This window comes from Lentzea fradiae (assembly GCF_900100955.1).
Lineage (GTDB): Bacteria > Actinomycetota > Actinomycetes > Mycobacteriales > Pseudonocardiaceae > Lentzea > Lentzea fradiae.
Genome location: NZ_FNCC01000002.1, coordinates 558,628 through 578,592, shown reverse-complemented (window position 1 = coordinate 578,592; position 19,965 = coordinate 558,628). Strand labels below are relative to the sequence as shown.

Genomic DNA, 19,965 nt, shown 5'->3' with positions numbered 1-19,965 from the left:
GGTGAGCGAGGCAGCGGCGAACTGTTGGAGGCGGTCCCGCGTCAGGCGCGTCGCCTGCGGTTCGGCGCGCCGCCACCGGAGCCCGTCAGGTCACCGCGGCCTCGATGGCCTCGACGGCTGCCGCCAGGTCCCCCACGCGTTCCGCCGGGGAGGTGACCACCCCGCGGCGCCATCCAGGGCCGCCCACGAACAGCCTCACCTGCTGGCGGGTGCGGGGCATGGCTGTCAGCACGCCCGCGTCGGCGTACCGGGGCAGCTGCGCCCACAGCACCACCGCGGAAGGCGCGGTGCGGCGGACGGCGGCGGCGAGGGCGTCGGCCGGGAGGGCCGCGCCCAGCTGGCGGACGACGATGCCGCGGTGGGCCAGTTCGGCGGCCAGGGGGTAGAGGGGGAGGTTGTGCCTCTCCTCGGGCATGCACGCGAGCAGCACGGGGCGGTGGTTGCGGCCGAGGGTGACGAGCGGTGTCGCGCGCACGAAGGCCGCCAGGACGCACTCGTTGAGCAGGTGTTCCACCTCCACACCGGTGCCGGCGAGCTGCCAGCGCGCGGCGACGGCGTTGAGGACGGGACGGACGACCTCGTTCCACGTCGCGATCACGCCTTCGGTGGCCAGGGCGTCGGCGAGCATCCCCTGGACGGCGATGGAGTCCATCGCCACCGCGGCCCTGCCCAGTCCGCGCGCCAGCTTGGACGCCCCCGGCATCTTCAGGCCGCGGCCACCACCACCCGAAGGGGTGACGGGAACCTCGCCGTGGGTCAGGGCCGACTTCGAGTCGAGCGCGAACCGGGCCGCCTCGGCCGAGGACGCGCCGCGCAGGAGGGCGCGCTGCATCAGCTCCAGCCGGGCCACGTCGAGGGGCCCGTACTTGCGGTGCCGCCCGACCGTGTGGCCGCTCGGGCCGAGTCCGTAGCGGCGGTCCCAGGTGCGCAGGGTCGCGGGTGCCACGCCGAGTCGCCTGGCCACCGCGGCCACTGAAAGAAGGGGCTCACCCGTGTGACCACCGGCCGTTCTGGGCTCCGGCTGAGTCATCACGGCTGCCATCGTGCGGTCCCCTCAGGCGTGCGGCAACTCCGCGCGGTGAGTGATCGAACACGCGTGCCGTCACCCATCAGTTGATAAGGGTCTTCAGCCTCTTGAACAAGTTTTGAAGCGGTTCTACGGTGGATCATCGTTAAGCCGAATGGAGCAGTCGTCACGGAGGCGGTCTCGATGGCGGACACCCGAAGGCTCCCCGGTCCCAACGCAGATCTGTGGGACTGGCAGATGCGAGGTTCGTGCCGGGGCATGGACAGCGCGTTCTTCTTCCACCCCGACGGCGAACGGGGTCCGGCACGGGCACGGCGGGAAGCTCGCGCCAAGGCCGTCTGCCTGGCCTGCCCGGTGCTGGAGATGTGCCGCAAACACGCTCTGGCGGTGCAGGAACCGTACGGAATATGGGGCGGGCTCTCGGAATCGGAGCGCGACCACATCATCAAGGCGCGCAAGCGCCAACTGGCGATCGTCTAGGAACGCAAGGAGGGGCGGCACCGGGTTCCCGGTGCCGCCCCTCCTGTCTCACAGCGCGAAGCCGGCCGTGGCCGAGCCACGCGGCCCGCAAAGCCGAGCCGAACAGCCCGCGAACCCAAGCCGAGCCACGCGGTCCGCGAGCCGGGTAGCCGCGAGTTCGCGCCGGTCGTCCGGTCACCCGCTCACGCCGGAATCGGCGAAGCCCATTCCGACGTGAGCGAGTCGGCCGGACGACCGGCTTCCCGGCGAACTCGCCGCCGCTGCGGAGCAGCGGCCAATGAACTCAGTGCCCGTGACCGTGACCGTGGCCGTGTCCGGCCGCGGCGGAGGCGGGCTCCTCTTCCTTCTTCTCCACGACTGCGCTCTCGGTCGTGAGCACCATGCGCGCGATGGAGGCGGCGTTCGCCACGGCGGAGCGCGTCACCTTCACCGGGTCGATGATGCCCTGCTCGAGCAGGTCGCCGAACTCGAGCGAGGCGGCGTTGATGCCGAAGCCCCAGTCGCCCTCGCGGACCTTGTTCACCACGACGGCGCCTTCGAGGCCCGCGTTCGCGGCGATCCAGAACAGCGGCGCGGACAGGGCCTTCGCGACCAGCGCGACGCCCGTGGCCTCGTCACCGGACAGGCCGAGGCCGCCGTCGAGCACCTTGGAGCCGTGCACGAGGGCGGAGCCGCCGCCGGGGACGATGCCTTCCTCGACCGCGGCCTTGGTGGCGGCGACCGCGTCCTCGATGCGGTGCTTGCGCTCCTTGAGCTCGGTCTCGGTCGCGGCGCCGACCTTGATGACGGCGATGCCGCCGGAGAGCTTCGCGAGGCGCTCCTGGAGCTTCTCGCGGTCCCAGTCGGAGTCCGTGGCCTCGATCTCGCGGCGCAGCTGCTCCGCGCGGCCCGCGATGTCGGCCTTGGTGCCGCCACCGTCGACGATCGTGGTGTCGTCCTTGGTCACGACGACGCGGCGGGCGGAGCCCAGCTGGTCGAGCGTGGTCTCGGACAGCTTCAGGCCGATCTCCGAGGAGATCACCTCGCCGCCGGTGACGACCGCGAGGTCGTCCAGGAACGCCTTGCGGCGGTCGCCGAAGAACGGCGCCTTGACGGCGACGACCTTCAGGGTCTTGCGGACGGCGTTGACCACCAGCGTGGACAGGGCCTCGCCCTCGACGTCCTCGGCGATGATCAGCAGCGGCTTGCCGGACTCCGCGACCTTCTCGAGGATCGGGAGGACGTCGGCCAGCGCCGAGATCTTCTCGCGGTGCAGCAGGATGCGGACGTCTTCGTAGACGGCCTCCTGCGCCTCGAGGTCGGTGGAGAAGTGCGTCGACACGTAACCCTTGTCGAACTGCACGCCCTCGGTGATCACGAGCTCGGTCGCGAGGGTGGAGGACTCCTCGACGGTGATGACACCGTCCTCGCCGACGCGCTCGATGGCCTCGCCGAGCAGGGCGCCGATGGACTCGTCGCGCGAGGAGACGGTGCCGACCTGCGCGATGTTGTCGCGGCCCTTGACCGGGGTGGCCTTGGCCTTGAGCGCGTCCACGACGGCGTCGGCTGCGGCCTGGATGCCGCGGCCGAGAGCGGTCGGGTTCGCGCCGGCGGCGATGTTGCGCAGGCCCTCCTTGACCAGGGCCTGCGCCAGCACGGTGGCGGTGGTGGTGCCGTCACCGGCGACGTCGTTGGTCTTGGTGGCGACCGACTTGGCGAGCTGCGCGCCGAGGTTCTCGAACGCGTCGTCGAGCTCGATCTCGCGGGCGATCGTCACGCCGTCGTTCGTGACCGTCGGGCCGCCGAACTTCTTGTCGAGCACGACGTGGCGTCCGCGCGGGCCGAGGGTGACCTTGACGGTGTCGGCGAGCTTGTTGACGCCGCGCTCGAGCGCCCGACGAGCGTCCTCGTCGAAGCTGATCTGCTTGGGCATGTGACTCAAAGCCTCTCTGGGTAGCGAAACGCCCCGGTGGCCCCGGATGGGGCGCCGGGGCGTCAGGCGTGCGGCCTACGTGCCAACCGAACGAACTAGTTGACGACGGCCAGCACGTCGCGGGCGGAGAGGATCAGGTACTCCTCGCCGTTGTACTTGACCTCGGTGCCGCCGTACTTCGAGTAGATGACGACGTCGCCGACGGCGACGTCCAGCGGGACGCGGTTGCCCTTGTCGTCGATGCGACCGGGGCCCACCGCGAGGACCTTGCCCTCCTGGGGCTTCTCCTTCGCGGTGTCCGGGATCACGAGGCCGGAGGCAGTGGTCGTCTCGGCCTCGGAAGCCTGGACGACGATCTTGTCCTCGAGCGGCTTGATGTTCACGCTCACCGGGATGACCTCCACGGGTCGTTGGCAGGTTCGAATTAACGGCTCCTGCCACCCCGCCGTCGCGGGGGTCGGGGCGGTGCTGGTGCCGTGCAGTTGGCACTCTACCCATGAGAGTGCCAAGCCTTCAACGAGCCCCCCGAACCGCTCACCCATCGGGAGCGTATTCACCAGCATGTCCCCCATGACGCGCCGGACGCTCCTGCTCGCGGGCGTGGCAGGCGTCACAGCGTTCTCCGCCGCCGCGTCGGCGCGTCCCGCCGACCCCTTCACACTGGGTGTGGCCTCGGGCGATCCGGCTCCGGACGGCGTCGTCCTGTGGACGCGGCTCGCCCCCGACCCGCTCGCGGACGACGGTCTGGGAGGCATGCCGTCCCGCCCGGTCGAGGTGGAGTGGCAGCTCGCGGGCGACGAACGGTTCACCCGGATCGTGCAACGCGGATCCACCACCGCACGACCGGAGGAGGGTCACAGCGTCCACGTCGAGCTGACCGGACTGGAGCCCGGCCGCGAGTACTTCTACCGCTTCCGGGCCCTCAACCACCTCTCCCGGACCGGCCGCACGCGCACCACGCCCGAACCGGGCGCCCTGCGCGTGCCGCTCACGATGGCCTTCGCGTCGTGCGCGCAGTACGAGCACGGCTACTTCACGGCGTACCGGCGGCTGGCAGAGGACGAACCGGACCTGGTGCTGCACCTCGGCGACTACACCTATGAGTACGAGAGCGGCATCCACGTCGCCCCGAGCGGTAACGTCCGGCACGTCGAGGGCCCGACCACGACGACGCTCGCGGGCTACCGCCGCCGTCAGGCGCAGTACAAGACCGACCCGGACCTCCAGGAGGCCCACGCCGTCGCGCCGTGGGGGGTCATCTGGGACGACCACGAGATCGACAACAACTGGGCGGGCCTGCTGCCGGACAAGCCGCAGCCGGACTTCCCCGCACGGCGGGCGGCGGCGTTCCAGGCGTACTACGAGAACATGCCCCTGCGCAGGTCGTCGCGGCTGTACCGGCGGGTCGGCTGGGGGTCGCTCGCCACGTTCCACCTGCTCGACACCCGGCAGTACCGCACGGACCAGGCGTGCGGCGACGGGTTGCAGCTCTGCCCGCAACGGCTGGAGCCGGAACGGACGATGCTCGGCGAGGCCCAGGAGCGGTGGCTCTCCGACGGGCTGCGCGGCTCGCGGGCCCGCTGGGACGTGCTGGGGCAGCAGGTGTTCTTCTCGCAGTACGACTACATCCCCGGCGAGGTCGACAAGTTCCTGCTGGACGCGTGGGACGGCTACGTCGCCGGACGCGACCGGCTGGTGGCGCGGTTCGCGGACGTGCGGAACCCGGTCGTGCTCACCGGGGACGTGCACGCGGCGTGGGGTGCGGAGGTCAAGGAGCGGTGGGACGACCCGTCGTCGAAGACGCTCGCCACCGAGCTCGTCACCACGTCGATCACGGCCGGTGGCGACGGGTCGGAGGAGTACCCCGAGACGGCGTCGTGGCTGCGCGAGAACCCGCACGTGAAGTACTTCAACAACCGGCGCGGGTACACGATGACCCGGTTCACGCCCGAGGAGCTGCGCACCGACTACCGCGGCGTCGACCACGTGACGCGGCCGGGGGCTCCGGTCCGGACGAAGGCGACGTTCGTCGTGGAGGACCGGAACCCCGGGCTGAACCGCACATGACCAAGCATGCTTCCAGCAGCACTGCCCGTAACGGCCCCGCCCCGCTCGCAACTCTCCTTCGTGTTCTCCCCATCGCACGCGGGGCCCTTTCGTACGCGTGATTAGTACGCGGGGCCCCCGCGTACTAAAGCCACGTCACGCGGAGGAAGCGGGGACCGCTGGCCGGGTGACACGCGGGCGGGTGGAGAGGAACGGCGGACAGAGCCGCTGGTGCGGCGCTTGGCTACAGGATCTGGACGGTCCCGACCGGCAGGCCCGGCACCGTCGAGAGGTCCAGCGAGGACGGCTTGGCGCCCGCCGCGACGAGGTGCGCGCCGAGAGCCGCGATCATCGCGCCGTTGTCCGTGCACAGCCGGGGCCGCGGCACGCGCAGCTCGATGCCCGCCTCGGCGCAGCGCTCGGCGGCCAGGCCGCTCAGGCGCGAGTTCGCCGCGACGCCGCCGGAGATGACGAGCGTGCCCACGTCCAGGTCCTTCGCGGCGCGGATCGCCTTGGCGGTCAGCACGTCCGCGACGGCCTCCTGGAACGACGCGGCGACGTCGGCCAGCGGGATCTCCTCGCCCGCCTGCTCGGCGCGTTCGACCCAGCGGGCCACCGACGTCTTCAGGCCGGAGAACGAGAAGTCGTACTTCGCGTCGCGCGGGCCGGTGAGGCCGCGCGGGAACGCGATGGCGCAGCCGTTGCCCTGCTTGGCGAGCTTGTCGATGGGCGGGCCGCCGGGGTAGGGCAGGTCGAGCAGCCGGGCGACCTTGTCGTACGCCTCGCCGGCTGCGTCGTCCACGGTCGAGCCGATCTCGGTGATCGAGTTCGCCAGGCCGCCCTCGACGAGCAGCAGCTGCGAGTGGCCGCCGGAGACCAGGAGCGCGAGGCAGCGCTGCGGCAACGGGCCGTGCTGCAGGGTGTCCGCGGCGACGTGGCCCGCGAGGTGGTTCACGCCGTAGAGCGGCTTGCCGAGCGCGGCCGCGTACGCCTTGGCGGCGGACACGCCGACCAGCAGCGCGCCCGCGAGGCCCGGACCGGCCGTGACGGCGATGGAGTGGATCTGCGACAGGTCGACCTGCGCGGCGTCGAGCGCGCGGCGCATGGTCGGGACCAGGGCTTCGAGGTGGGCGCGGGAGGCGACCTCCGGCACGACGCCGCCGAAGCGGGCGTGCTCCTCGACGCTGGAGGCGACCTCGTCGGCGAGCAGTTCGAGGGAGCCGTCGGAGCCGAGCCGGACGATGCCGAAGCCCGTCTCGTCGCACGAGCTCTCGATGCCCAGGATCAAGCGGTCAGACACTTTTCGCGGACCTTCCCATCGTGTACGCGTCGGCACCCGACGGCTGGTAGTAGCGGCGGCGCAGGCCGAGGTGCTCGAAGCCGTGCGCCAGGTACATCGCGATCGCGGGCTCGTTGTCCGTGCGGACCTCGAGGAACACCGGCACGCCGATCTCGTCGGCGCGTTCCAGCAGCTTGCGCAGCAGCATCTTGCCGACGCCCCTGCCCTGCCAGTGCCGGACGACCGCGATCGTGTGGACGCTCGCCTCGTACGGGGTCGCGGCGAGCCCGGCGTAGCCGACCAGCTCCTCGTCGGCGTACGCGCCGAGGTAGTAGTGGCCGTTGTTCAGCTCGCTGTGGAACGCGTTCTCGCTCCACGGGTCCTCGCCGGGGAACAGCTCCAGCTCGATCTCGCGGCACCTCGGCACGTCGGCGTGCTGCAACGGCCCCAGCGTGACGGTGCCGGTCGTCATGCCCTGGTCACCCGCTTGCGCCCGGTGGGCTCCACGGCGTCGGGCCTGCGCAGGTAGAGCGGGGTGAGCGGGGCGGGACGGGCCTGCGCGAGCACCTCGGCGGCCGCGGCGGCGACGAGGCCCTCCGGGCTCGGGTGCCGCACGTCCAGCAGGTCGAGGCCGAGGACGTCGCGGTAGAGCTCGGCGCCCTCGCCGGTCGCCTGGTGCACGCCCATCGCGGGCAGCTTCTCCGCGAGGTCCTGCGGGCGCTCGACGTGCGGGCCGTCCGTGCGGCGACCGGCGGCGTCGTAGGCGGCCCAGTAGACCTCCTTGCGCCGCGCGTCGGTCGCGACGAGCAGCGGGTGGCCGCTCGCGGCGTCCTTGGCGATCGCGTCGGTCGTGGCGACCGGGTAGACCGGGCGGTTGAGCGCCTGGCCGAGCGCGGCGGCGGTGGCGAGGCCGACCCGCAGGCCGGTGAACGGCCCGGGGCCCGCGCCGACGACGATCGCGTCGAGGTCGGCGAACGTCCGGCCGGCCTCCGCGAGCGCGTCACCGATGTGCGGGGTGAGCAGCTCGCCGTGCGCCTTGGCGTTGATCGTCACCCGCTTCGCGAGCAGGCGCGGCGGTGAGTCGGGCACGAGGTCGACCACACCGGCGGTGACTGCGGGGGTGGCCGTGTCGACGGCGAGCACTAGCACGGTTGTCCAGGGTAGTACCAGGCCGCGGGTGCCATCGGGCCGAGGGGCTGCAGCCGCCGGACAGCCGCGGGGATGGCCGAAGGGCTCGTTCGGCCATCCCCGCGACGTTTCGGGAGTGCCGTCAGCCGGCCGGGTCGCGGTCGCAGGCGAAGTGCGACCGCGACAGGTCGACCGTGACGATCTCGAGTGGACCGTCCCACCCCCACGGCACGGCACAGGCGTCGTCGAGCACGCTGATGTCCGAGCCGCGACCGTGCCCGCCGCCGCACGCGGCGTACCCGGAGGCGTGGCCCGCGTGCAGCAACGAGAGCGGCCCGTTCCACTGCCACGGGGCCGCGCACAGGGTGGCGGCGTGGTCGTGCTTCCCGGCGGAGGCGGGGGCCACCACGGCGAGCGCGGCGCCACCGGCCGCGGTGGCCGCGGTGGCCGCGAGAAGCATCCTGATCACGCGGGGGTCATCGACCCGGTCCGCGCCGTCCTGAACGGACGTCACCCCAAGTGCTGGAGGACGTCACACCGGAAGGGGACGGGTGGTCCACTCGCCGTGCGGGATCAGCTGAGCCGTGCGAACGTCGTCGGTTCCGCGTTCGAGGCGGATCAGCAGGTGGTCGTCGTTCAGGCGTTCCGCGACGCCCTCGCCCCACTCGACCGCCACGACGGCGTCGACGAGGTCGGTGTCGAGGTCGAGGTCGTCGAGCTCGTCCAGGTGACCGCCGAGCCGGTAGGCGTCGACGTGCACCAGCCGCACGCCCCTGCCTCCCTCCGCGGGCTCGTGGACGCGCGCGACGACGAACGTCGGCGAGGACACCCTGCCCTGCACGCCGAGCCCGCGCGCGAGTCCGCGCACGAACGCCGTCTTCCCGGCGCCCAGCGGTCCGGCGAGCAGCAGCAGGTCGCCCGCCCGCACGACTTCGCCCAGCTTGCGGCCGAACTCCTCGGTGTCCTCCACCAGGGGCAGTTCGACGGTCTTCACGCTCGCCGCCACCACTTCTTCCGACTTCCTCCGCGATCGGTCGCGCAGCGTTCGACGAGCGCGACCAGGTGGTCGTTGACGAGGTCAGCCTGCTCCATCATCACCATGTGCCCGGCACCGGGGGCCCGCACGAGCGTGGCGTGCGGCATCTCCTCGGCCATCCGCTCGGCGTGCGAGAACGGGGTGAGCTTGTCCGCGTCGCCGCTGAGGATCAGCACCTCGCAGTGCCGCAGCCCGGCGAGCGCCTTGTAGCGGTCGTGCGTGCCGAGGGTCTCCAGGAACTCGGTGAGCACCTTCACCGTGGTCCCGTTGATCATCTCCTCCATCAGGTCCACGAGCGACGGCGCGACCTTGCGGTCGCCGAAGGCCAGCGCGCGGATGCCGCTCCACGTCAGGCTCTTCGCGCTCTTGCGGACCCACTCGACGAGACCGGGCTGCACGCCCGCGAGCCGTCCGACGCCGAGCGTCACGGGGTTGTACCGCGACAGCAGGGACTTCGGCAGGCCCGCTCCGCCGACGGCACCGGCGGCCGTGCCGATGAGGGCGACGCCGCGCACCCGTTCGGAGAACAGCTCGGGGTTCTTCTCGGCCAGCGCCATGATCGTCATGCCGCCCATCGAGTGGCCGACGAGCACCAGCGGCCCCTCGGGGGCCATCGTCCTGATCACCGCGTCGAGGTCGAGCGCGAGCTGGTCGATGGTGCTGCTCTCGGCGGTGGAACGGCCGGACCGGCCGTGGCTGCGCTGGTCGTAGCTCACCTGGTGGACGCGCGGGTCGAGCAGCTCTGCGAGGTCGCGGCGCTGGAAGTGCCAGCAACGGCGGTCCAGGGCGAACCCGTGCACCAGCACGACGGTGATGTCCGGCTCGCCGCCGTCGGCGGGACCGACCTCGTCCGCCGAGAGCGGCACGCCGTCGTCGGCGGCCACCGTCGACTCGCGGTCGGGCCGCAGCCGTCCCAGCGGCTCCTCGGCGAGGCTGTCGGTCGCGACCTTGCGCTCGTGCGAGACCTTGGCGGTCTGGGCGACGGCGGCACCGGCGACGGCGGCACCGAGCGCGCCACCGACCCACCCGACGACCTTCCACACCGGTTTCACGTGTAGATCCTCCGCACCCGCGGCCGGTACATCCCGCAGACGATCTCGTAGTCGATCGTCCCGGTCAGCTCCGCCCACTCCGTCGCCGTCGGCTCTCCCCCGCGGCCGTCGCCGAACAGCACGACCTCCGCGCCCTCCGCGATCTCGTCGTCGCCGCAGGCCACGACGACCTGGTCCATGCAGACCCTGCCGACCACCGGACGGCGCCTCCCCTCCAGAAATACCTCCATCCGGCCGGAGAGGGCCCTCGGGACACCGTCCGCGTACCCGGTGGGCACCAGCGCCAGGTTCGTGTCCCGCCGCGCGGTCCACGTCATCCCGTAGGAGACCGACTCGCCGGCGGGGATGCGTTTCACGCCCACGACCTGGGAGCGGAACGTCATGACCGGCCGCAGGTCGTGGTCGGTCGGCACGGGGTTGAGCCCGTAGAGCGCGATGCCCGGCCTGATCAGGTCGAAGTGCAGGTCGGGCCTGGTCAGCACGGCGGCGGAGTTGGCGATGTGGCGCATCGGGTCGAGCCCGAGGCTCCGCGCGACCTGGTAGGCGTCGTCGAACCGCTTCGCCTGAAGGTCGATCGACGGGTCGCCGATGTCGTCGGCGCTCGCGAGGTGCGACCAGATGGCGACGACCTCGTGCCTGCTCGCCGCCTCGACCAGCTCTGGCCAGTCCCGCGGGAGGCAGCCGCCGCGGCTCAGCCCGGTGTCGATCTTGAGGTGCAGCCGGGGCCGTGCGTCGGCCTCCTCGGCGGCGGCCTCGATCCGGCGCAGGCCGGACAGCGACGAGACGGACATGTCGACACCGGCCGCGAGACCGGCCGCCAGGTCCTCGTCCGGGGAGTCGAGCCAGGCGAGGATCGGAGCCTGGATCCCCTGCGCGCGCAGGGCGAGGGCTTCCGGCGTGGAGCACGAGCCGAGCCAGGTCGCGCCCGCTTCGAGAGCCGCCCGCGCGACCTCCACGGCGCCGTGGCCGTACCCGTCCGCCTTGACGACGGCCATCGTTTCGGCGGCAGGGGCGAGTCCGGCGAGCAGCGCGACGTTGTGCCGCAGCGCGCTTAGGTCGACGACGACTTCTGATCGGGCCATAACCTGCTCATCGTTCCACAGCAGCCACGAACAGGGACTATGGCGCAACTCGCACGGGCACGTTCGCCGAGCGTGAAGCACGACCTCCGGTGCCCCGTGCTCCGCCATGCTCGCGACATGACCGCACAGGACACGTTCACCGCCGCGGCGCGGGCCTTCACCGGTCTGGTGGAGACGGTGCCCGCCGACCGGCTCTCCGCGCCCGGTCTCGGCGAGTGGACCGTGCGCGACCTGATCGGCCACACCGTCTCGGCCGGGCTGGCGGCGGTCGCCGACGGGCTCGGCCGACCGGCCGCGACCGAGGACCTCACCACGCCGGAGAGCTACTACGCCCTGGCCAGAACAGCCGGGCCGGACGTGCTGGAGGCCGCCGTCGCCGCGTCGGCCGCGGACGCCGGGGCCTGGGGAGCACGGCTCGGCGAGCGGCCCGCCGACCACGTCCGGCCGCTCGCGGACCGGGCCGTCGCCGCCGTGGCCGCCGCCGGTCCGGACGCCCTCGTCACCACCGCGGGCGGCGGCATGCGGCTGGCCTGCTGGCTGCCCACCAGGACGTTCGAGCTGGTCGTGCACGGCATGGACGTCGCGAACGCCACCGGGGCGCGCCTCGGCCTGCCCGTGGACGTGCTCGCCGAGGCCGCGGGCCTGGCCGCCCGGCTGGCCGCGGTCACCGGTGACGGACGGCGGGTGCTGCTCGCGCTGACCGGCAGGAGCGGGCTTCCGGAAGGCTTCTCGGTGGTCTGAGGCTCACCGCGTCCGCAGCGCGCGGATGGCGTCCGGGATCGCCGCCAGCAGACCCGAGGCGGGCACCGGGGCCCCGGCCGCGGCCAGCTCGGCGGCCAGCACGTGCGCGTGGGCCGCGTACCCGGCGGCCAGGAACGGGTCGAGCCCGGAGGCCAGCAGCGCGCCGATGATGCCGGACAGCACGTCACCCGATCCGGCGGTCGCGGGCCACGACGACGTGGCCGAGTTGACCAGTGCCCTGCCGTCCGGGGCCGCCACGACGGTCCGGTGGCCCTTGAGCAGCACCACGGCGTCGAAGCGCCGGGCCGCCTTGCGCGCCGCCGCGACCCGGTCGGCGCCGACCGGTCCGGCCAGGCGTTCGAACTCGCGGTCGTGCGGGGTCAGCACCAGTGCCGAGTCGGGGTCGCGGGCGTCCCACAGCCGCGGGTTCCCGGCGAGCAGCGTGATGGCGTCCGCGTCGGCGACCACCGGGACGTTCGCGTCGAGCACGAACCGCAGCACCTCGGCGGACGAGTTCCCGGTGCCCATGCCGGGCCCGACGACCCACGCCTGGACGCGGCCCGCGTCGGTGATCGAGCCGGTGCAGATCGTCTCCGGCCACCGCGCGCGGATCGCGTCGGCGGCGGGACCGGCGTAGCGGACCATGCCGGACGTCGCGAGCACCGCGGCACCCGTGGAGAGCACGGCGGCACCCGGATAGGTGGAACTTCCTGCCGCGACACCCGTCACGCCCTGGGTGTACTTGTCGTCGGACGGTCCCGGCACCGGCCAGTCGATGTCGGACCGGTCGAGCAGGACGAAGTCGGGGTCTGACGGGCGCAGCCCGATGTCGACCAGGTGCACCTCGCCGCAGTCGGCGAGCGCGTGCACGGGCTTGAGGCAGCCGAACGTGACGGTGGTGTGCGCCCGCACGTGCGGGCCGGTGATCTCGCCGGTGTCCGGGTCGATGCCGGACGGCAGGTCCACGGCGAGGATCGGCGCCCGCACGGACTCGACGAGCGCCGCCGCGTCCGGGCGCAGCGGGCCGCGTGCGGAGAGGCCCACGATGCCGTCGATCACCAGGTCGGGGTCGCCGATCTCCTCGACGACCCGGCCTCCGGCGCGGCGGAAGGCGGCGAGACCCTCCGCGTGCGCCTTGGCCGGGTTGAGCAGGACCGCGGACACGGCGACTCCCCTGCGGCGCAGGAAGTAGCCGGCCCAGAGGGCGTCACCGCCGTTGTTGCCCGCACCGACGAGCATCGTGACGCGGCGACGGCCGGCGAGGAGCCGCAGGGCGTGGGTGGCCACACCGAACGCGGCCTTGCGCATCAACGAGCCCGGCGGGACGACCGCCATGAGCTCCTCTTCAGCGGACTTGACGCGTTCGGTGTGCCAGACGCCTCGCACAGCTCCCCTTTGCCCGGCGGGGTCAACTCACTCGACGGTAACGGACTTCGCCAGGTTGCGAGGCTTGTCCACGTCGTAGCCGCGGCTGCGCGCGATCTCGGCCGCGAGGACCTGCAGCGGCACCGTCGAGATGAGCGGCTGCAGCAGCGTCGGGACGGCCGGGATCTCGATCAGGTGGTCGGCGAACGGGCGCACGGTCTCGTCGCCCTCCTCGGCGATCACGATCGTGCGGGCCCCGCGGGCCTGGATCTCGCTGATGTTCGACACCAGCTTCGAGTGCAGGACGGCGCGGCCCTTCGGCGACGGCATGACCACGACGACCGGGAGGTTCTCCTCGATCAGCGCGATCGGGCCGTGCTTGAGCTCGCCCGCCGCGAAGCCCTCGGCGTGCATGTAGGCGAGCTCCTTGAGCTTGAGCGCGCCCTCCAGCGCCACCGGGTAGCCGACGTGGCGGCCCAGGAACAGCACCGCCTTCGAGTCGGCCAGCTCGCGGCCGAGCGCACGGACCTGCTCGACGGTGCCGAGCACGCGCCGCACGGCCTCCGGCATGGCCTCCAGCTCGTGGAACTCGCGGGCGACCTCGTCCGGGTACTTGGTGCCGCGCGCCTGCGCCAGGGCCAGGCCCACCAGGTAGTTCGCGGCGATCTGGGCGAGGAACGCCTTCGTCGACGCGACACCGATCTCCGGACCGGCGTGCGTGTAGAGCACGGCGTCGGACTCGCGCGGGATCTGCGCGCCGTTGGTGTTGCAGACGGCCAGCACGCGGGCCTTCTGCGCGCGGGCGTGCCGCACGGCCTCCAGCGTGTCCGCGGTCTCGCCGGACTGCGACACGGCGACGACGAGCGTGTCGCGGTCGAGGACCGGGTCGCGGTAGCGGAACTCGGAGGCCAGCTCGACCTCGACGGGCAGCCGCGTCCAGTGCTCGATCGCGTACTTCGCGACGAGACCGGAGTGGTAGGCGGAACCGCAGGCGACGACGAAGACCTTGTCGACGTCGCGCAGGTCCTGGTCGGACAGGCGCTGCTCGTCGAGGACGATCCGGCCGTTCGCGAAGTGGCCGCGCAGCGTGTTGGCCAGCGCCTCCGGCTGCTCCTCGATCTCCTTGAGCATGAAGTACTCGTGGCCGCCCTTCTCGGCGGCGCTGAGGTCCCAGTTGACCGTGAACGGCTTGGCGTCGGCCGTCACGCCGTCGAAGTCGGTGACCTCGTAGCCGTCGCGGGTCAGCACGACCATCTGGTCCTGCCCCAGCTCGACGGCCTCCTTGGTGTGCGCGATGAACGCGGCGACGTCGCTCGCGACGAAGTACTCGTTCTCGCCCACGCCGACGACCAGCGGCGAGTTGCGGCGCGCGGCGACGACCTGGTCCGGCTCGTCGGCGTGCGTGAAGACGAGCGTGAACGCGCCCTCGAGCCGCCGCACGACCTTGCGCACGCTGGCGGGCAGGTCGCCCTTCGTCTCGCCGTCGGCGTAGGCCAGGGCGACCAGGTGCGCGACCGTCTCGGTGTCGGTGTCGGACGCCATCTCGACGCCGAGACCTTCGAGCTCGGCGCGCAGCGCGAGGAAGTTCTCGATGATGCCGTTGTGCACCACGGCGACGCGGTTGGTCGCGTCGCGGTGCGGGTGCGAGTTCCTGTCGATCGGCGCGCCGTGCGTCGCCCACCGCGTGTGGCCCATGCCGACGGTGCCCGCGAAGTTGTCGCGGCCCACCTCGTCGAGCCTCGTCTCCAGGTTCTGCAGCCGGCCTGCCTTGCGTTCGACGGCGAGGTCGTCGCCCGCCACGACCGCGACGCCTGCCGAGTCGTAACCCCGGTACTCGAGCCGCCTCAGCCCGTCCAGCACGACGTCGAGCGCCGGCTGGTGACCCACGTATCCCACGATTCCGCACACGGAAAACAGACTAGCCAGACCACGCCGCTAACCCTAATGAGTGATTGCCGCACATCACCGCAGGTCAGCGCCTCAGGTGGTGTAGACCATTCTCGCGTGTGGTGCGCGCGGCGGGATCGACTACGGTTCACCCATGGCTCGCCGCGTGATCACGCTGACCGCGAAACAGGCCCTCGAGCAGCTCAGCAGGCCCGGTCCGCACCCCGTGCTGCGCGGCCACCTCGCGCTCGTCGGCCTGCCGGGCGTGATCTTCACGCCGCAGTCGGGGCTCGGCCTGCCCGCCGTCGCGTTCGGACACGGCTGGATGCAGCCCGTACGCCGCTACCACGGGCTTTTGCGGCACCTCGCCTCGTGGGGCCTGGTCGCCGCCGCACCGGCCGTCGAACGCGGCCCGCTGCTGTCGTCGCGGGTGCTCGCCGCGAACCTGATGACCACGCTCGACGTCTGCACCGGCGTGCGGCTGGGCGAGGGCAAGATCAGCGTCGACCCGGCGCGCCTGGCACTGGCCGGGCACTCGATGGGCGGCGGTGCCGCGGTGCTCGCCGCGTCCGGGGCGGAGCGGGTGAAGGCCGTTGTGACTTTGGCCGCAACGGAGACCCGTCCGTCCGCGCTCGACGCCGCTCGCGAGGTCCGCGCCCCCGGTCTGCACCTCGCCGCGGGCGAGGACCGCATCGCCCCGCCGGTCGGCCACTCCGAGGCCATCGCGCAGGCGTGGGGCGGTCCCGTGCAGCTCCGCCTGCTGCCCAAGGCGTCGCACCTCGGCTTCACCGAGGGCAGGCACTGGAGCGAGCTGCTGCTGGACGGCAGCTCCGAACGCGGGTCGCACAAGATCGGGCGCGCGTTCGTGACGGCCTTCCTGCTGCGCGTGCTGACCGGTGAGCGGACCTACGACGAGCTGCTCGACAGTGACCTGAAGAACGCCAACCTCGTCTTCCAGCGGGAAGCGCTGCGCACGCGCTAGGTTGCTCGGCGTGATGCCGGGATCGCAGAACCAGGGCTGGCACCAGAACCAGCCACCGCAGCAGCAGTGGGGCCCTCCTCCTCCCAGGGGCAGAGGAATCCTCGGACTGGCGATCGCCGTCGCGGCCGGTGCGGCGGGTCTCGCCGTGTTCTGGGGAATCCTCGGCATCAAGGGGGTGATCGGCAAGCACTGGGTCGACATCGACCCCGAGGGCACCGCACGCAGGCTCGCGATGACGGGCGGCAGCGGTGCCCTGCTGACCCCGCTGAGCATCGGGGGCATCGTCTTCGACCTGCTCACGATGGTGGTGCTGATCGCGGGAGCGCTGCTGATCGTGCTGCGCAAGCTGCCCGGCGCGTTCCTCGTCGCCGGGTCCGCCGTGCTCGGGGTGCTCGCCGCCGCCTGCCGGTTCGTATACTACGTGCAGCTCGACTGGAGCGCGCCCAGTGAGCCGTACGTCGCGGCCACTCTCACGCTCATCCTCGGCGTGCTGGCGATCCTGCCGCCGGTCACCGACGCCCTGCGTCCCACCGCCGCGCCACACCCCGGCGGGCAGCCGCAGTTCCCGCAGCAGCCGCCACCACCCGGCTACGGGCCTCCGCAGGGCCCGCCGCCCGGCTACGGACCCCCGCAAGGCCCGCCGCCGCCCGGCTACGGACCACCTCGCTGACCAGACGAGAAACGCCCCCTCGGTCTTCGGACCGAGGGGGCGTTCGTCGTCTCAGGACAACCAGCTCTGGTTGCTCAGGTCGTCGTCATCGTCGACCGGCGGACGCGGACGCCGGGACGGCGGGGGCTGACGGACCGGTGGTGGCGGCAGCTGGGGTGGCGGGGCCACCGGCTGCGCGACCGCCGGCGGCTGCCGCACCGGAGCCTCGGCGACGGTGTGCCGCCCGCTCATGAACGCCTCGGACTGGGCACGCAGCTCGCGCGCCTGCCGCTCCTTCTCGATCTGCGCGAGCTCCTCCGCGAGGTCGTCGTGCGGCGCCGCGGACTCGTCCTCCAGCCCGAACGACAGCTCCTTGGCGCGGTGGGCGTGCTGGTTCTCGCCGCGCTGGTTGCGCGCCATCTCCCGCAGCCGCGCGGTGAGGCGCTGCTTGCGGTCGGCGAACTTGTCGTGGCTCTCCTGCGTCGCCTTGGCCGACTCGTCGAACTTCTGCCGGACGTCCGCCATGCGCGACGAGTGCTCCGACGCGATGCCGGAGAGCTTCGCCTTGAAGGCGGCGAGGTCGAGGTCGCTCACCAGGAGCCTCCGCGAGTGCCGTCGTCACCGCTGAGCACGCCGTGGGCGCCGCTCAGCGGGTTGCTGTCGTCGTCGAACAACGACCCCGTGGTGCGCCACTGGCTCGCGCCCCGCTCGGAGTCGCCGCCCTGCTGACCACCGGCGCCGCCCCCCATCATGCCGCCGCCCATCATCCCGCCCCCCATCATGCCGCCGGACGCGGCACCGGAGGCGGGCTGACCGTGGGGCTCCTGCAGGGACGGCAGGTTCGCCGACCCGGCCTGACCGGCCTCGGAGGCGTTCGTGTCGAACGAACCGCCGTTGTCGCCCTGCGCGGGAGCGTTCCAGGCGCTGTCGGCCTGGACCGGCCCGCCGAGCACCGACTCGCCGGACGAACCGCCGCCGGTGAACGAGACACCGGACGTCATCGTGCTGTCCGACGCCATCGCGCGCACCGGGCCGTCCGCCGGGGACCGCGGCTCGCCGAGGCTCGGCATGATGCCGTTGTCCTCGATGAAGCTCCTGGCCACCGACTGCTGGAAGCGGTCGGCGATGTCCGGCGCGCCCGGCGGGCTCCACACCTGCTCGCCCTGCGCGGGCATCGTCTGGAAACCGCCGTCAGCCGCCGGTGCCGGCATGGCCTGGAAACCACCCTCCGCCGCCGGTGCCGGCATGGTCTGGAAACCGCCGTCGAACTCGCGGCCCACGGCCTGCGGGAAGCTCTCGTCGGGCAGGGTGAGCGGCTGGTCGATGCGCATGTCCCCGGCCGCGGCACCGGCCGCGGCACCGCCACCGGCACCACCGGCCGCCGCGGGGTTCTCGTCCTCGCCGAACGTCACGCCGATCTCGTCCGGCGTGCCGTCGCCGTCGTCCGCGGTCAGGCTGATCTCGCCCGTCGCGGGGTCGACCTCGGCGGTGAAGGCCACGCCGTCCTGCTCGATGTGGATCTTGCCGTCCTCGCCGACCTCGACCGGGATCGGGTTGGCCTCCGACCCCAGCGGACCCGCCGCACCGCCACCGGGCGCGGGCGTGCCCCCCGCGGCGGACGCGGCCGCCGGGCCGCCCGTGGTCGCCGTGCCGGTGAGCTGGTTCGCCATCGCCGTGATGGCCTGCGTGCCGTTCTGGCCCATCAGGGCCTTGGCGGCCTCGGGGTTCTTGCTGAAGTCGAGGTCGTAGGTCTTCGGCTCACCCTTCGGCGTGTCGATCGTCATCTTCACGTGCCCGTTCGAGTCGGGCTCCGTGATCTTGATCGTGTTGTCGCCCGCCTTGACCGTGACGGTCTCGAGGTTCTCCTCGGGCTGCGGCTGCTGCTGGTCGTCCGGCTTGCCGTCGCCGTCGAGGTCGTCGGGCTTGCCGTCGCCGTCGGTGTCACCGGGGACGTCCGGCTTGCCGTCGCCGTCCTTGTCGAGCGGGTTCTCCGGCTTCGGGACCTCGGGCACGCCACCGCCGGTGCCCCCGCCGGTCCCGCTGGTTCCGCCGGTCCCGCTGGTGCCGCCCGTGCCCGTGGTGCCACCCGTGCCGGTCTTGTCCTTGCCGCCACTGCCACCGCCGTCGTCGGCCGGCTTCTCGGCGGGCTTCTCCTGCTTGGTCTCGAACGGCTTGGTGTTGATCTTGTCGATCTCGCCGCCGAGCGTGTTCCACGCGTCGTCGACGGCCTTCTTGGTGGTCGTGCAGAGCTCGACGAAGTTCTTGTACTTGGTGCTGACGTCGTTGTGGAACGTGGTCTGGAGCCACTCGCGGCAGCCCTTGCGGACCTCGCGCTTCCACACGTCGCCGTCGCACGCGCCGTCGTCGATCTGGATGCCGACGTGCCCGGCGGCGCGCTTGAGGATGCCCTCGTCGTCGGAGTCCGCGCCTTCGATGACCTCGCGGATCTGCGGCGGGGTCTTGCCCGCGATGTCGAACGGGCTGCCCACGCCGTTGAGGACGGCGCTCGCCTTGTCGTTCACGATCTGCGACACCGTGTGGCACGCGTAGCGCGTCGCGTCGGCGATGTGGTTGACCTCGTCGGCGACGGCCGCGGCCTTCTTCGAGAAGTCGGCGACGAAGGCGCGCGAGTTGTCCGCGGCCTGGCCGTCCCAGGTCGACCACAGCTTGGACATCGACTTCTCGGAGTCGGCCTGCTGGGTGCGCAGCTCGGAGGAGACCTGGCGCATCTCGACGATGTCGATGTCGATCTTGTGGAAGTCGATGTCGCGCTGCTCTTCGTAGAGCGTCTTGACGTGGTTGTAGTCGGTGTTGACGTCGGAGCCGACACCGATGACCGACTTCGCCTCCGCGTAGACCGGGAGGAAGTTCTCGAAGTACTTCAGGCCGGGCGCCCCCGCGTCCAGCAGCTGGTTCGAGTTGGCGACACCCGCGCCGCCGTCGGTGGCCCGCTGCTCGGACTGGTCGAGGACGTTCTGGCCGGACTTCTTCGCGTTGTTGTGGTCGTCGATCTTCTTCTGACCGGCCTCGCCCGACTTCTTGGCGATGTCGTAGGCGTTGTTCAGCCGCTCTTCCGAGGAGTCCGACCACGGCAACGCGTTCGACAGCGACTGGCCGAAGCCGTCGCCGTAGGAGATGTCGTAGTCGTCGAGGTACTTCTCGAGCTCGTCGTTGTGCGTGCCCGTGAAGTCCTTGTCCATCTCGGTCGTGTAGTACGCCTCGAGAAGGGCTTTCTTCTGGTCCGGCGGGACCTCGGGGTTGTCGCAGAGCTTCTTGACTTCTTCCCAGGTGGGCATCTG

The 19,965-nt window shown here is 72.0% G+C and carries 19 protein-coding genes; 5 read left to right on the top strand and 14 right to left on the bottom strand.

Features of this window, described 5'->3' with window-relative positions; all coding sequences use genetic code 11:
* Nucleotides 1-85: 85 nt before the first annotated feature.
* A complete protein-coding gene (locus BLT23_RS06905) occupies nt 86-1,030 on the bottom strand; it encodes a MerR family transcriptional regulator (protein WP_090046925.1) in 945 nt (314 codons plus the stop codon).
* A gap of 180 nt (nt 1,031-1,210) precedes the next feature.
* Here BLT23_RS06905 and BLT23_RS06900 point away from each other — a divergent pair, with 180 nt between their 5' ends.
* Nucleotides 1,211-1,507, top strand: coding sequence for a WhiB family transcriptional regulator (locus BLT23_RS06900; protein ID WP_089915132.1), 297 nt, complete (start codon nt 1,211-1,213; stop codon nt 1,505-1,507).
* A gap of 283 nt (nt 1,508-1,790) precedes the next feature.
* Here BLT23_RS06900 and groL read toward each other — a convergent pair whose 3' ends face one another.
* On the bottom strand, nt 1,791-3,419 hold the full coding sequence (groL, locus tag BLT23_RS06895; protein ID WP_090046668.1) for a chaperonin GroEL: 1,629 nt from the start codon (nt 3,417-3,419) through the stop codon (nt 1,791-1,793).
* A 95-nt stretch (nt 3,420-3,514) separates the two neighbouring features.
* Complete coding sequence (gene groES / locus BLT23_RS06890; RefSeq protein ID WP_030478362.1) at nt 3,515-3,808, bottom strand: co-chaperone GroES; 294 nt, start codon at nt 3,806-3,808, stop codon at nt 3,515-3,517.
* Between the two features lie 172 nt (nt 3,809-3,980).
* On the opposite strand from groES, the gene BLT23_RS06885 reads away from it, so the two are divergent.
* Nucleotides 3,981-5,486 carry an alkaline phosphatase D family protein gene (locus BLT23_RS06885; RefSeq protein WP_090046666.1) on the top strand — a complete coding sequence of 502 codons (1,506 nt, stop codon included), beginning with the start codon at nt 3,981-3,983 and terminating at the stop codon, nt 5,484-5,486.
* Between the two features lie 223 nt (nt 5,487-5,709).
* Here BLT23_RS06885 and tsaD read toward each other — a convergent pair whose 3' ends face one another.
* From tsaD to alr, 7 genes are all read right to left on the bottom strand, one after another.
* Entirely contained in the window at nt 5,710-6,765 is a 1,056-nt protein-coding gene (gene tsaD, locus BLT23_RS06880; RefSeq protein WP_090046664.1) for a tRNA (adenosine(37)-N6)-threonylcarbamoyltransferase complex transferase subunit TsaD, read from the bottom strand.
* Complete coding sequence (rimI, locus tag BLT23_RS06875) at nt 6,758-7,216, bottom strand: ribosomal protein S18-alanine N-acetyltransferase (protein ID WP_090046662.1); 459 nt, start codon at nt 7,214-7,216, stop codon at nt 6,758-6,760. The genes tsaD and rimI overlap by 8 nt, the downstream gene beginning before the upstream one ends.
* Nucleotides 7,213-7,893 carry a tRNA (adenosine(37)-N6)-threonylcarbamoyltransferase complex dimerization subunit type 1 TsaB gene (gene tsaB, locus BLT23_RS06870; RefSeq protein ID WP_090046660.1) on the bottom strand — a complete coding sequence of 227 codons (681 nt, stop codon included), beginning with the start codon at nt 7,891-7,893 and terminating at the stop codon, nt 7,213-7,215. Before tsaB ends, rimI begins: the two co-directional genes overlap by 4 nt.
* A 121-nt stretch (nt 7,894-8,014) precedes the next feature.
* Nucleotides 8,015-8,332 (bottom strand): hypothetical protein, encoded by a 318-nt coding sequence (locus tag BLT23_RS06865; RefSeq protein WP_090046923.1) that lies wholly within the window; start codon nt 8,330-8,332, stop codon nt 8,015-8,017.
* 72 nt (nt 8,333-8,404) lie between these two features.
* Complete coding sequence (tsaE, locus tag BLT23_RS06860; RefSeq protein ID WP_245743711.1) at nt 8,405-8,866, bottom strand: tRNA (adenosine(37)-N6)-threonylcarbamoyltransferase complex ATPase subunit type 1 TsaE; 462 nt, start codon at nt 8,864-8,866, stop codon at nt 8,405-8,407.
* Entirely contained in the window at nt 8,863-9,960 is a 1,098-nt protein-coding gene (locus tag BLT23_RS06855) for an alpha/beta fold hydrolase (RefSeq protein WP_090046656.1), read from the bottom strand. The genes tsaE and BLT23_RS06855 overlap by 4 nt, the downstream gene beginning before the upstream one ends.
* Nucleotides 9,957-11,042, bottom strand: a complete 1,086-nt coding sequence (gene alr / locus BLT23_RS06850) for an alanine racemase (RefSeq protein WP_090046654.1) — start codon at nt 11,040-11,042, stop codon at nt 9,957-9,959. Before alr ends, BLT23_RS06855 begins: the two co-directional genes overlap by 4 nt.
* Nucleotides 11,043-11,159: 117 nt before the next feature.
* Between alr and BLT23_RS06845 the strand changes: the two genes are divergently transcribed.
* Nucleotides 11,160-11,783: a maleylpyruvate isomerase family mycothiol-dependent enzyme gene (locus tag BLT23_RS06845; RefSeq protein WP_090046652.1), complete on the top strand. Its 624-nt coding sequence runs from the start codon at nt 11,160-11,162 to the stop codon at nt 11,781-11,783.
* Nucleotides 11,784-11,786: 3 nt separating this feature from the next.
* Here the strand turns inward: BLT23_RS06845 and BLT23_RS06840 are convergent, their stop codons facing one another.
* Nucleotides 11,787-13,169 carry an NAD(P)H-hydrate dehydratase gene (locus BLT23_RS06840; RefSeq protein WP_090046650.1) on the bottom strand — a complete coding sequence of 461 codons (1,383 nt, stop codon included), beginning with the start codon at nt 13,167-13,169 and terminating at the stop codon, nt 11,787-11,789.
* 27 nt (nt 13,170-13,196) lie between these two features.
* Nucleotides 13,197-15,056, bottom strand: a complete 1,860-nt coding sequence (glmS, locus tag BLT23_RS06835; protein WP_090046648.1) for a glutamine--fructose-6-phosphate transaminase (isomerizing) — start codon at nt 15,054-15,056, stop codon at nt 13,197-13,199.
* 133 nt (nt 15,057-15,189) lie between these two features.
* Between glmS and BLT23_RS06830 the strand changes: the two genes are divergently transcribed.
* Nucleotides 15,190-16,017 (top strand): dienelactone hydrolase family protein, encoded by an 828-nt coding sequence (locus BLT23_RS06830; RefSeq protein ID WP_090046646.1) that lies wholly within the window; start codon nt 15,190-15,192, stop codon nt 16,015-16,017.
* 10 nt (nt 16,018-16,027) lie between these two features.
* Nucleotides 16,028-16,687: a hypothetical protein gene (locus tag BLT23_RS06825; protein ID WP_143035847.1), complete on the top strand. Its 660-nt coding sequence runs from the start codon at nt 16,028-16,030 to the stop codon at nt 16,685-16,687.
* A 51-nt stretch (nt 16,688-16,738) separates the two neighbouring features.
* On the opposite strand, the gene BLT23_RS06820 is transcribed toward BLT23_RS06825, so the two are convergent.
* Together BLT23_RS06820 and BLT23_RS06815 are read right to left on the bottom strand one after the other, a co-directional pair.
* On the bottom strand, nt 16,739-17,260 hold the full coding sequence (locus BLT23_RS06820; protein ID WP_090046642.1) for a hypothetical protein: 522 nt from the start codon (nt 17,258-17,260) through the stop codon (nt 16,739-16,741).
* Nucleotides 17,257-19,962 carry a WXG100 family type VII secretion target gene (locus BLT23_RS06815; RefSeq protein WP_090046640.1) on the bottom strand — a complete coding sequence of 902 codons (2,706 nt, stop codon included), beginning with the start codon at nt 19,960-19,962 and terminating at the stop codon, nt 17,257-17,259. The genes BLT23_RS06820 and BLT23_RS06815 overlap by 4 nt, the downstream gene beginning before the upstream one ends.
* Nucleotides 19,963-19,965: the final 3 nt, after the last annotated feature.

Excerpts from the sequence above, each read along its gene's own strand:
- BLT23_RS06900 (WP_089915132.1), top strand. The coding sequence starts at position 1,211 with ATGGCGGACACCCGAAGGCTCCCCGGTCCCAACGCAGATCTGTGGGAC.
- BLT23_RS06845 (WP_090046652.1), top strand. The coding sequence starts at position 11,160 with ATGACCGCACAGGACACGTTCACCGCCGCGGCGCGGGCCTTCACCGGT.
- BLT23_RS06815 (WP_090046640.1), bottom strand. The coding sequence starts at position 19,962 with ATGCCCACCTGGGAAGAAGTCAAGAAGCTCTGCGACAACCCCGAGGTC.
- BLT23_RS06830 (WP_090046646.1), top strand. The coding sequence starts at position 15,190 with ATGGCTCGCCGCGTGATCACGCTGACCGCGAAACAGGCCCTCGAGCAG.
- BLT23_RS06905 (WP_090046925.1), bottom strand. The coding sequence starts at position 1,030 with ATGACTCAGCCGGAGCCCAGAACGGCCGGTGGTCACACGGGTGAGCCC.
- rimI (WP_090046662.1), bottom strand. The coding sequence starts at position 7,216 with ATGACGACCGGCACCGTCACGCTGGGGCCGTTGCAGCACGCCGACGTG.
- BLT23_RS06865 (WP_090046923.1), bottom strand. The coding sequence starts at position 8,332 with ATGCTTCTCGCGGCCACCGCGGCCACCGCGGCCGGTGGCGCCGCGCTC.
- alr (WP_090046654.1), bottom strand. The coding sequence starts at position 11,042 with ATGGCCCGATCAGAAGTCGTCGTCGACCTAAGCGCGCTGCGGCACAAC.
- groL (WP_090046668.1), bottom strand. The coding sequence starts at position 3,419 with ATGCCCAAGCAGATCAGCTTCGACGAGGACGCTCGTCGGGCGCTCGAG.
- BLT23_RS06885 (WP_090046666.1), top strand. The coding sequence starts at position 3,981 with ATGTCCCCCATGACGCGCCGGACGCTCCTGCTCGCGGGCGTGGCAGGC.